9 protein-coding genes and 1 rRNA gene are annotated in these 10,896 nt (G+C 58.3%); 7 read left to right on the plus strand and 3 right to left on the minus strand.

Annotated features, from left to right (window positions below):
• Positions 1–86: ribosomal RNA gene (gene rrf, locus AB5Z20_RS09605) — 5S ribosomal RNA — on the plus strand; the annotation flags it as partial.
• 133 nt (positions 87–219) lie between these two features.
• On the opposite strand, the gene AB5Z20_RS09610 is transcribed toward rrf, so the two are convergent.
• Entirely contained in the window at positions 220–687 is a 468-nt protein-coding gene (locus tag AB5Z20_RS09610) for a hypothetical protein (RefSeq protein WP_368157141.1), read from the minus strand.
• A gap of 277 nt (positions 688–964) precedes the next feature.
• On the opposite strand from AB5Z20_RS09610, the gene AB5Z20_RS09615 reads away from it, so the two are divergent.
• Positions 965–1,396: an Hsp20/alpha crystallin family protein gene (locus tag AB5Z20_RS09615; protein WP_035138719.1), complete on the plus strand. Its 432-nt coding sequence runs from the start codon at positions 965–967 to the stop codon at positions 1,394–1,396.
• Positions 1,397–1,478: 82 nt separating this feature from the next.
• Here the strand turns inward: AB5Z20_RS09615 and AB5Z20_RS09620 are convergent, their stop codons facing one another.
• A complete protein-coding gene (locus AB5Z20_RS09620; protein ID WP_368157142.1) occupies positions 1,479–2,288 on the minus strand; it encodes an MBL fold metallo-hydrolase in 810 nt (269 codons plus the stop codon).
• Between the two features lie 48 nt (positions 2,289–2,336).
• Here AB5Z20_RS09620 and tilS point away from each other — a divergent pair, with 48 nt between their 5' ends.
• From tilS to AB5Z20_RS09645, 5 genes are all read left to right on the plus strand, one after another.
• The gene (gene tilS / locus AB5Z20_RS09625) at positions 2,337–3,878 is read left to right on the plus strand and encodes a tRNA lysidine(34) synthetase TilS (RefSeq protein WP_368157143.1); all 1,542 of its coding nucleotides are present in this window, start codon (positions 2,337–2,339) and stop codon (positions 3,876–3,878) included.
• 147 nt (positions 3,879–4,025) lie between these two features.
• Positions 4,026–4,574, plus strand: a complete 549-nt coding sequence (gene hpt / locus AB5Z20_RS09630; RefSeq protein WP_117774133.1) for a hypoxanthine phosphoribosyltransferase — start codon at positions 4,026–4,028, stop codon at positions 4,572–4,574.
• Between the two features lies 1 nt (position 4,575).
• Positions 4,576–6,714: an ATP-dependent zinc metalloprotease FtsH gene (gene ftsH, locus AB5Z20_RS09635; RefSeq protein ID WP_368157145.1), complete on the plus strand. Its 2,139-nt coding sequence runs from the start codon at positions 4,576–4,578 to the stop codon at positions 6,712–6,714.
• A 188-nt stretch (positions 6,715–6,902) separates the two neighbouring features.
• Complete coding sequence (locus tag AB5Z20_RS09640) at positions 6,903–8,093, plus strand: pyridoxal phosphate-dependent aminotransferase (RefSeq protein WP_368157147.1); 1,191 nt, start codon at positions 6,903–6,905, stop codon at positions 8,091–8,093.
• A 159-nt stretch (positions 8,094–8,252) separates the two neighbouring features.
• Positions 8,253–9,074, plus strand: coding sequence for a phosphatase (locus AB5Z20_RS09645; RefSeq protein WP_368157149.1), 822 nt, complete (start codon positions 8,253–8,255; stop codon positions 9,072–9,074).
• Between the two features lie 79 nt (positions 9,075–9,153).
• On the opposite strand, the gene rlmD is transcribed toward AB5Z20_RS09645, so the two are convergent.
• The gene (gene rlmD / locus AB5Z20_RS09650; protein WP_368157150.1) at positions 9,154–10,602 is read right to left on the minus strand and encodes a 23S rRNA (uracil(1939)-C(5))-methyltransferase RlmD; all 1,449 of its coding nucleotides are present in this window, start codon (positions 10,600–10,602) and stop codon (positions 9,154–9,156) included.
• Between the last annotated feature and the right edge of the window lie 294 nt (positions 10,603–10,896).

Raw genomic sequence — 10,896 nt, forward strand, 5'->3', positions numbered from 1 at the left:
GGTCCCGTTCCGAACCCGGAAGCTAAGCCCCATCGCGCCGAGAGTACTGCGGGGTCAGCCCGTGGGAGGCCAGGGCGCCGCTGACCGGTGGACGGCACCGAGCCGTACGCTTGAATTGAGAAGGGGGAGGCCTCGCGGCCTCCCCCTTTTTTGCGTTAACACATCACAAAGTAGTTGCATTTCACCTGTAACCCGGTTGGGCTTATGAGTAATGAGCTTTTATTTAAAGACAATAAATCGAATCACAAGGGCAACTGCTATGACCACAATGATCAAAAGTAGCAATTGGAGTCGATGCTGCTTACGTCGTTTACTTGATGAAACGAAGATCGTTTTCCCTTGTTTTGGCGTCTCGAGATAACGAGCCGAATGCGTTAATGTTTGCTTAGGTCGAGGACCTCTTTGCTGCCGAGTTATGGGCGTTTTCGTCGTGTCGTCATTGATTGCGCTGTTTTTTGATAACGGTGCATCTTTCAGATATACGGGATCGCCCGATGCGACGCCCATATGCTTACGCCCCGTTTGGGCATCCTCGAGCGTTTGATATCGATTTCTCGTCACATACTCGGGCTCTGGATCATTAATGGGCTCTTGCGAGATGTGGGGGCGATGGAACCGTGGCGGCTGCGTGGAAGTATCTTCCCCCTGCGTCGGCATAAACATATTGTTCTGGTTTTGGTCGTCCATGATGCTCTTTAGCTCGTTACCAACAACGTGTACGCGCTCATTGTAAGCCCCTTGTTATTTGTAGCTGGGGACATACTCGGTATTTAAGCTCTGGTTCAAAGAACCTTAACCTTCCTAAAACCTGAGTCAAACGCACTTAGATATGCTTATAGTAATGGACTCAAAAAACTTTATAGTTGATGTATATATGAGCACTGGGTGGGCATATATAAGAGCGTCAAAAGAAGTCCCAGTCACCTAAAAGATGACTCGGCAGTCCTATAAAGGAGTGGTAAACATGGCAAGCATGGTTCCTTATCGTTCGGTTTTTGGCGTTCGTCCCTCTGCAAGCTCGCTGTTCGATCTGTTTGATGATATGAGCGACCTAGCGAACAGCTCGATTGCCTCTAAGGCGTTCCCCGTTGACGTTGAGGATAAGGGCGATGGCTATGAGGTCAAGGCTTATCTGACCGGCGTCGCCAAGGACGATATCGATGTCGAGCTTAACGAGGGCCGTCTGTCCATTAGCGTGAATGTCGAGGAAGACGAGGAGAACGAGGGCAAGAACTTCCTGCAGAAGGAGTTCAGCTCGTACAGCGCGACGCGTGGCGTGTATCTTAAGGACGCTTCGAGCGAGGGCCTCTCGGCTAAGTACGCTGACGGCATCCTGACCGTTACGGTTCCCAAGATCGTCGAGAAGAAGAACGTTACGAAGATCTCCATCGACTAACTTCGTTGGTGTTCTTCGCTATTAAAAGACAACAAAAGGGGCTGGGAAGCGATTCCCGGCCCCTTTTGCTGTTTAGGACAGTCTATTGAATGGTTGCTGGCCGATACTGGCTTGCGGGGCGTATCGAGAGTTTTCGCGATCCTTGGAGAAGGGTGGCGGAGCTGCCGAGCTCGTCATCCAGGGTTGCGGCTAGAGCTTTGGCATAGCTTTTGACGGTAAGGCTCGGACGATTGTTGTCTTGGCTGATATGCATGGCAATGAGCTGTTCGGTGCGATCGGTAACAAGTTCGCGCGCGGCTTCGGCGGCTTGGCCGTTGGAGAGGTGTTCCCTTGCAGACAGGATGCGCTCCTGAAGAAAGCGGGGATATTCTCCCTCGCGCAGCATGGTCACATCGTGGTTGCTTTCGAGCGCGAGGACTCGACAATCTTTGAGGGTGTTCATGGCTTGGCTCGATAGCTCTCCGGTGTCGGTAGCAAAGCCGATGGAATCATCGAGGGCGTCGAATCGAAAGCCGATTGGATTTATGACATCGTGTGATGTTGAGTAGGTTTGCACGTGGATGCCGGCAATGGATAGGGTGTCACCGGGGTCGAATTCCTCGACAGGCAGATGCGAAAGATTTTCTTTGCTCGAAAGTGTGCCCCTGCTGGCAAAGAGGGGACCGTGCCAGTGCTTGCACCAGACATCGAGACCCTTGATGTGATCGCTATGCTCATGAGTAATGAGAAGAGCCGAGATGTTGTCTGCCGAGAGCCCCAGTTCCGCCATGCGCTTTAATGTCTCGCGGCGAGAAAGACCGTCGTCAATCATGATGAGCCCCCGGGGGCCTTCGATGAGCGCGCAGTTGCCTTTTGAGCCGCTGCCAAGGATATGAAGGTGCAGACGAGACATAAGATTCCAAAGGATACAATGGGTGCGAACGAATAGAGGAGGAAGCAAATGCCAACGGTATCTCAGCATTATGGACACCATGCTGCATCGTGGGCCGATGATAAGGCCCTGGCAACGCGGCAGACGGCTGCCCCCGTGGTGCTCATGGTATCAGGTGGTGCGGACTCGACGGCTTTGCTCCTTATGGCGTGCACATCAAAGTTGGATATTCTGGATGGGCGTGGGATAGCCCCCATCGCGCGCGAGCGACTGCACGTGCTGCATGTGAACCATCATCTGCGCGGCGAGGCATCCGATGGCGACGAGGCCTTTGTGCGCGGCCTATGCGCACAATATGGCTTGCCGCTGTGCGTTGAGCATGCCTATTTTGATGATGAATCGGGCAATATCGAGGCGGCTGCCCGCGAGGTGCGCTATGCCGCGGCGCGGAGGTATGTTCGCGAGCTCTGCGCCCAGACGGGGTCACCGCGAACGGCGGCTCGTATCTGCACTGCGCACACGTCTTCTGATCGGGCGGAAACGTTTTTGATGAACGCGATTAAGGGTTCGGGGCCCGCTGGTCTATCGAGCATTCCTCGCCGGAGGAATATCGTGGTGCGGCCCTTGCTCGACCTGACCCATGATGAGCTCGTGGGCTATCTGCAGGTGCATGGTCAGCCGTGGCGAGAGGACGAGAGCAACGAGGACGTGTCGTACTTGCGTAACTACGTGCGCCATCGAGTGATGCCGGTGGTGGCACAGCGCAACGCAAGCGTCTGCAAGACGATTGGCGCCGCCTGCGAGATCTTAGGCGATGAGGACGCCTTTCTTTCCCAGCTTTCCGCACAGGCGTTTCGAAGCTGCCTGCGTAAGGAGGCGGCGGGTGCACTGGTCCTTGACGCTCGCCGACTGGCCGCGGCCGAGGTGGTGATTGCTCGGCGCATGGTGCGACTGGCAATTAAGCGTATCGACCCCGACGCTCGCCCGGAGATGCGGCATGTGGAGCGCGTGCTCGCCTGTGTCGCCGAAGGCTCGGGCTCGGTCACGCTGCCGGCGGGAATCGATGCGCGCGTGGAGTTTGGCATGCTGTCATTCAAGGCCCCGGCGGCGCGCGAGGGGCTAGTTGCCGATTGGGTCACCATTCCCGGTCGATTGCCGCTGGGGGCGGGCCGCATCCTGGTGGCAGAGCCGATGGCCGTCGAGCCGGGGTGTGATATTGTGCGCCGTGCCCGCGAACTCGCGGGTGCCGGAGGGGTGGCCGCTATGGTGGATGCCGCGACGCTGGGCTTTGCCGATCGCGATAGCGAACGGATGCTCGCCGGCTCGCGCGGGGAGATTCCCGCCGAGGCGCGTTTGGCGCGTCTGTGGGTAGACGGTCCCGTGCCGGGGGATGTGATGTGTCCGTTGGGCATGAGTGGGCGAAGTAAGAAGGTGTCCGACCTGCTCAACGAGGCTCGTATTCCTGTTTCTGAGCGCGCAGGCGTTCCCGTGGTGAGAACGGCTCCGGGAGGTGCCGTGGTATGGGTCGGGGGCGTTCGCGCGGACGAGCGTTTTAAATGCACGGCCGCAACGCGCGTGGCGTATCTGCTTCGTGTGGTCGATGCGGAATAGCGTCCCACGCCAGCTATTCTGTGCGACGTTGACGGTATTCCCGCGCTGATGGCGTACGGGCTGGAAAATATACCCCGTGCGCTGCTAGAATGTGAAGTTCGCGTCCATACGGCGGTGTGTGGGCGATAAGCACAAGAAAGGGTTGTCATGGCTTCTCAACATCCGGATATCGAGAAGGTTCTGTTTACGCAGGAGGATATCGACGGTATCGTCTCTCGCCTAGGCGAGCAGATTACTCGCGACTACGCGGGTAAGGATCTGGTGCTGATTGCGGTCCTGCGCGGCGCTGTGGTCTTTATGGGTGACCTGATGCGCAAGATCGAGCTGCCGACCAACATCGATTTCATGGCTGTTTCGAGCTATGGCGACGGTGTGAAGTCCTCGGGTATCGTGCGTATCATTAAGGACCTGGATATCGACATCCGCGGTCGCGACGTGCTGATCGTCGAGGACATTCTGGACTCGGGCCTGACGCTCAAGTACCTGATGAAGAACCTCGAGAGCCGCAAGCCCGCTTCTCTGGAGGTCGCCGCCTTCCTGTGGAAGGACGTTGAGGACCGTACCTCGGCCATCACGCCCAAGTATGTTGGAACCCATTGCCCCGATGCCTTTGTGGTGGGCTACGGCCTCGACTATGCCGAGCGCTATCGTAACCTTCCGTATCTGGGCATTTTGAAACCGGAGGTTTATTCGTAAGATGCCCGACGACCGTAACGATAACAATTCCCAGACTCCCCGGGAGCCTAAGATCCCGGGGGTGCCCGGAGGCAAGAAGCCCACGCGTACGGGCTGGCTGTATTTTATTTTGGCTTGCGCGCTCCTGGGCTACGCCTTCTTTAACATGGGCTCCGGCTTTGCCAATTCCAGCAATACCGTTAAGCTCGCGACGAGCGAGATGGTGAGTGCCATCAAGCAGGATCGCGTCGAAGATCTGACCTATACGGTTCAAGACGGAAGCGTGACGGGTCATTACTGGAAGACGAAGAAGGACAAGGGCGATACGAGCGAGCTCAAGAGCTTCTCCTCGACCTATGTCGGCTCCGATTCGCTTGCCGAGCTTATGGCGGAGCACCCCGATACCAAGTACATCGTCAACACCAATGATCCCGATTTTTGGGGCGACCTGGCGATGAGCGTGCTTCCAACGATCGCCCTGATTGCCATCATGTTCTACTTTATGCGCCAGATGATGGGCGCCAACAACAGGAACATGCAGTTTGGCAAGACCAACGCCAAGACCAACGAGGCCACGCGCCCCAAGGTCAAGTTTGAAGACGTTGCCGGCGTGGACGAGGCGGTCGAGGAGCTCGAGGAGATCCGCGACTTTTTGAGCGATCCCGATCGCTATCGCAAGCTGGGCGCCAAGATCCCGCGCGGCGTGTTGCTGGTGGGCCCTCCGGGCACCGGTAAAACGCTGCTGGCCAAGGCCGTTGCCGGCGAGGCGGGCGTGCCGTTCTTTAGCATCTCGGGTTCTGACTTTGTCGAGATGTTCGTGGGTGTCGGCGCCAGCCGTGTGCGTGACCTCTTTAAGGAGGCCAAGTCCCAGGCCCCCGTCATCATCTTCATCGATGAGATCGATGCCGTGGGACGTCAGCGCGGAGCTGGCTTGGGCGGCGGTCACGACGAGCGCGAGCAGACGCTCAACCAGCTGCTGGTCGAGATGGACGGTTTTGAGGAGAGCGAGTCGGTCATCCTGATCGCTGCGACTAACCGTCCTGACATCCTGGATCCGGCATTGCTGCGTCCCGGTCGTTTTGACCGTCAGGTTACGGTCGACCGTCCGGATGTGAAGGGCCGCGAGCAGATCTTGCGCGTGCATGCCGAGAACAAGCCGATGGACGAGGACGTGAAGTTTGAGAAACTCGCCCAGATGACCGTTGGCTTTACCGGTGCCGATCTGGCAAATCTGCTCAACGAGTCTGCGCTGTTGGCTGCCCGCCGCCATCGTTCCGTGATCTCGATGGACGAGGTCGAGGAATCGATGGAGCGCGTGATTGCTGGTCCGCAGCGCAAGGGTCGCGTGATGACCGAGGCCGAGCGCACCACGATTGCCTACCACGAGAGCGGTCACGCCCTGGTGGGTCACATCCTGGAGCACTCCGATCCGGTTCACAAGATTTCGATCGTCAGCCGCGGCCAGGCGCTGGGCTACACGCTGCAGCTCCCGCAGGAGGACCACTTCCTCAAGACCAAGAACGAGATGCTCGACGAGCTTGCCGTGTTCTTGGGCGGTCGCGTGGCCGAGGAGCTCATGTGCGACGACATCACGTCGGGCGCGAGCAACGATCTGGAGCGCGCGACCAAGATGGCGCGCGAGATGGTCACGCGCCTGGGCATGAGCGAGGAGCTTGGAACGCAGGTGTTTGGTGAGGCGCAGCATCAGGTATTCCTGGGCCGCGACTATGCCGACCATCAGGATTACTCCGAGGAGACGGCGCGTCGCATCGATATCGAGGTCCAGCGCATTATGCGTGAGGCCCATCGTCGTGCGGTCGAGATCCTGGATGCCCGTCGCGATCAGCTCGACCTGATGGCCAAGGTACTACTTGAGCGCGAGACCGTCGAGGGTGACGCCGTGAACGCCCTGCTCGACAACGAGTGGGATGTCTACCTTGAGCGCGAGGGCGATATCCTGGCGGCCAAGGAGGAGCGCAACGCCAAGGCGGCCGGCATGCCGACCAAGAAGCGTGCGCCTCGCATGAGCGAGGAGGAGCTGGCGGCTGATGCCGCGGCATTTGCGCAGGCGGCTATGCAGGAGGATGCCGAAGCCACATCCGAGACTGCCGATGATGACTGTGCCGTCAATGCCGGTGCCGACACCGACGACGACAAATAGTCTTTGTGGTGAAAGCCTCCGCGGGGAAACCTGCGGAGGCTTTTCTTTTGAGCGATATGGGGCCATCTGTTGATTGGGGACAGACTTAAATGAGCGTTTTCACGCATTTAAGTCTGTCCCCAATCAACATTGCTGCGGCGCTTTTCCCGACTAAAGCGTACAATAGCGCCTATGCGAAAGGGGAACAGATGATCAACGAAACTATGTATGCTCGCGGTGCGGAAAGCTCCATCATCCGCGAGATTTTTAGCTATGGCCTTGAGCGCAAGGCGCAAATCGGCGCGGAAAACGTGTTCGACTTCTCGCTGGGCAACCCGAGCGTTCCGGCACCCGCTGCCGTCGCGGAGTCCATCAAAAAGGCGCTTGAACTGCCCAGTGACCAGCTGCACGGATACACGCCCGCACCGGGCCTGCCAAAGTGCCGTACCGCCGTGGCTGAGTCGCTCAACCGTCGCTTTGGTACGAGCTATGAGGGCAAGGATGTCTTTATGACCGTGGGCGCGGCGGCTTCGCTCACCTGCACGCTCAATGCCGTTACGAACCCGGGTGACGAGGTCATTGTTATCGCCCCGTACTTCCCGGAGTATCGTGTGTGGATTGAGAAGGCCGGCTGTACGTGTGTTGAGGCGCTCGCCGATGAAGATACGTTCCAGCTGAGCGTGGATAACGTGCTCAAGGCGATTACCGATAAGACGGCTGCCGTCATCATCGACTCGCCCAACAATCCGACCGGTGCCGTATATACGCGCGACACGCTGACGCGACTGGCCGATGTTTTACGCGAGGTCAACGCCAAGCGCGATCCCGAGAACCCGATCATGCTTATCTCGGATGAGCCGTATCGCGAGATTGTCTATGGCGCCGAGGTGCCTTGGGTGCCTTCGATCTACGAGTACACCATCGTGTGCTACTCGTATTCCAAGTCACTTTCGCTGCCGGGCGAGCGCGTGGGGTGGATCCTGGTTCCCAATACCAATCCGCAGGCTGCGCGTCTGATGCCGGCTGTTGCCGGTGCCGCCCGTACGCTGGGCTTTGTGTGCGCGCCGGCGCTCTTCCAGCGCGTAATTATCGACTGCATCGATGAGCCGAGTGACGTTAAGGCCTATGCGCGCAACCGCACCGCACTTACCGATGCACTAGCGGAGTACGGCTACACCTATGTTGAGCCGGGCGGTGCATTCTACCTGTGGGTGAAGGCGCTGGAGCCCGATGCGAATGCGTTCTGCGAGCGCGCGAAGAAGTATGAGCTGCTTGCGGTGCCTTCGGACAGCTTCGGCATGCCGGGCTGGTTCCGCCTTGGCTACTGCGTGAGCTACGAGACTATCGTTAACTCACTGCCCGCCTGGAAGCAGCTGGCCGACGAGTATCGTCCAAAGTAAAGCGCTCTGCTTACAATGTTTTACGCGAAACGGGGTTTGGTTTTAAACCGGACCCCGTTGTCATGGACGTTGTGTCGTTGGGATGGAGCGGTTTTACGACCATCGAATGCTATGCGTACAATGAATATACGCGACGGCCATACCGGATAAGGAGACCCGATGCCCTACCTGCTTTCTTGTGATATCCATACTCATACGATGTTCTCTGCGCATGCGTATTCAACCATCGAGGAGAACATATATTGGGCGGCGGAGCGCGGCCTGCAGGTGCTTGGTTCTGCGGACCACTTGAGCTCGATGGTTACGCCTTGCCCCAATGACCTGCGCAGTTTCCAGTTCTTTATTAACCAGGATATCTGGCCGCGCATTTGGAGCGGCGTGCTGGTGCTTCGCGGCGCCGAGGCCGATATCGTTTCGCTGGACGGAAGCTTGTTTGGCGAGGACATTCCCGTTTCACTCGATATTGCCGGCGATTCGTACAGTCACCAGCATTCGCTGTTCGATTTGGTGACGCGCAATTTGGATTATTTGGTGGCAAGCGTGCATAATCCGCAGTTTGCCGAAGGCGCGACGCTCGCCCAGACGACCGAGATGTACATCAATGCCCTGGAGCACCCCAAGGTGTTCATGCTTGGACATACGGGTCGTTCGGGTGTGCCGTTCGATATCGATGAGGTGCTGTTGGCGGCCAAGGCCAAGCACAAGATCATTGAGATCAATAACCATAGTCTTGAGCATGGCATGGATGCCGAGCATTGGAACGTGTGCCGCAAGATTGCCGAGCGCTGCGCCGAGCTGGGCGTGGGGATCGGCGTCTCGACCGACGCACACATTGGTACGGCAATTGGTAAGCTCGACCAGGCGCGCAAGATGCTCGACGAGATTCACTTCCCGCTGGACCTGATCGTGACGCGTGACCGCGAGACGCTGCTGCGCGAGATGGCGGCAGCCGGCGTGTGCGACCTGCGCAAGGGGATGTAGCGGGACTCATATGCGCAGCGAAAGGGGGCGGCCCAGACGGGCCGCCCCCTTTCTTGTCCCAAAAAGCTACCGGGGTTGGTTAGCGGCGCTCGAGGACCGCTACTGTTTCGGTGTGGTCGGTGTGGGGGAACATGTCGACCGGCGTGATCTTGAGCAGGCGATAGCCTCCGTCGAGGAGCTGGTGCAGGTCGCGCTCTTGGGTCACGGGGTTGCAGCTGATATAGGTGATGCGGCGCGGCTTAAGTGCACAGGCGGCCTCGAGGAACTCGGGGGTAGAGCCGGCGCGCGGCGGGTCGATGGAAAGGACGTCGACGCGCTCGTTGTTATCGGCGGCATCTAGGATGTAATCGGTGGCATCGTCGGCCATAAACCAGGCGCTGCGGGTGAGGCCGTTGAGCTCGGCATTGCGACGTGCGTCGGCAATGCCCGCCGGGTTGCGCTCCACGCCGAGCAGCATAATGCCGACACCTCTGTCCTGGGCATCCTTCGCGGCGCACAGACCGATGGTGCCGCTGCCGCAGTACGCGTCCATAAGAATGTCACCCTGCTGCAGGTCCATGCCGTCAATCGCGAGCTGATAGAGCAGCTCGGTCTGCTGCGGATTGGTCTGATAGAACGCGGTAGGGGAGATATCGAATTCGCAACCGAGCAGCTGGTCGCGCATGCACTCGGCACCATAAACGATACGAGTCTCCTCGCCCAAGATGGCGTTACCGGGACGGCCATTGATATTTTGGGCAACGGTGACGATATGCGGATCGAGCGCCGCGACGGCCTCAAAGAACTCCTGCGCATGCGGTAAGTCGCGCTGGGCGGTCACGAGCGTAACCATGACTTGGTCGGTACGCCAACCGCAGCGGACGACGGCATAGCGAAGCAGACCAAGATGCTTGTCCTCATTAAACGCGGGAATATGCAGCCGCTCAGCTTCGCGTGCGATGCCGTTGAGAATCTGACGGGCACCTGGCGCCTCGACAGGACACTCGGGTACGGCAACGATTCTGTGCGTGCCGCGCTCAAAGAAACCGCAACGGACAGCGCCCTCCTTACCGGGGGCAAAGGGAGTGGCGGCCTTATGACGAAAGCCACGCGGCGCAGGATATTTACCCGGGTCGCCCAGGGTGACGCCCATACCGCGAATAGGATCAACGGCGATACCCTCACGCTCACAGAGCTCAGCAAACAGCTCCTCCATAGCAGCCTGCTTGGCCGCCAACTGCTTCTTATAAGGACGATTGAGCGCCGTGCACCCACCGCAAGATTTCATGATCGAACAGGGAGACTTGGGGTCCACAGCCTTACGTGCAGACGAAACCGGATCATTATGCGGGCGCTTGGAGTGAGCCTGGGACGCCTTATCCCCGCTCCGACGAGAGCCGGGACGCTTGGCCTTAGCCTTGCCCTTGACCGACTTACCCTTCGAATCCTGAGACGACTTTGAATTCTTGGAAGATTTCTCCTCCTTCAACCCCTCAGCCGCCTCCACCAAAGCACGACGAGCCCTACGCTCCGCACGAGATTCTGCCATGAATTAACCCCACTAATTTATAAATTGAAATCTGAAAGCATTGTACCGTGCCAAGCTAGCAGACGATATACAAGCGTCCACTTCACGTCAGTGATAAGTCCAATGACGTTTGCCCGGCGTGGGCGGGGAGCGGCGCGTAATTAAGTTATCGCGAGTTCCGCACGCAAAGGAAAGCACCTAATGTGCTTTCCGTCTTGCGCAGGACTGTAGAGCAGGAAACTTAATTACGCGCCGCTCCCCGCCCACGCCGGGCAAGCTCTCCCTTGTACTCCATCTCACTAAAGTGTATGATTC

The sequence above is a fragment of the Collinsella aerofaciens genome (assembly GCF_040910245.1).
GTDB lineage: Bacteria > Actinomycetota > Coriobacteriia > Coriobacteriales > Coriobacteriaceae > Collinsella.

Excerpts from the sequence above, each read along its gene's own strand:
- AB5Z20_RS09610 (WP_368157141.1), bottom strand. The coding sequence starts at position 687 with ATGGACGACCAAAACCAGAACAATATGTTTATGCCGACGCAGGGGGAA.
- AB5Z20_RS09615 (WP_035138719.1), top strand. The coding sequence starts at position 965 with ATGGCAAGCATGGTTCCTTATCGTTCGGTTTTTGGCGTTCGTCCCTCT.
- AB5Z20_RS09620 (WP_368157142.1), bottom strand. The coding sequence starts at position 2,288 with ATGTCTCGTCTGCACCTTCATATCCTTGGCAGCGGCTCAAAAGGCAAC.
- tilS (WP_368157143.1), top strand. The coding sequence starts at position 2,337 with ATGCCAACGGTATCTCAGCATTATGGACACCATGCTGCATCGTGGGCC.
- hpt (WP_117774133.1), top strand. The coding sequence starts at position 4,026 with ATGGCTTCTCAACATCCGGATATCGAGAAGGTTCTGTTTACGCAGGAG.
- ftsH (WP_368157145.1), top strand. The coding sequence starts at position 4,576 with ATGCCCGACGACCGTAACGATAACAATTCCCAGACTCCCCGGGAGCCT.
- AB5Z20_RS09640 (WP_368157147.1), top strand. The coding sequence starts at position 6,903 with ATGATCAACGAAACTATGTATGCTCGCGGTGCGGAAAGCTCCATCATC.
- AB5Z20_RS09645 (WP_368157149.1), top strand. The coding sequence starts at position 8,253 with ATGCCCTACCTGCTTTCTTGTGATATCCATACTCATACGATGTTCTCT.
- rlmD (WP_368157150.1), bottom strand. The coding sequence starts at position 10,602 with ATGGCAGAATCTCGTGCGGAGCGTAGGGCTCGTCGTGCTTTGGTGGAG.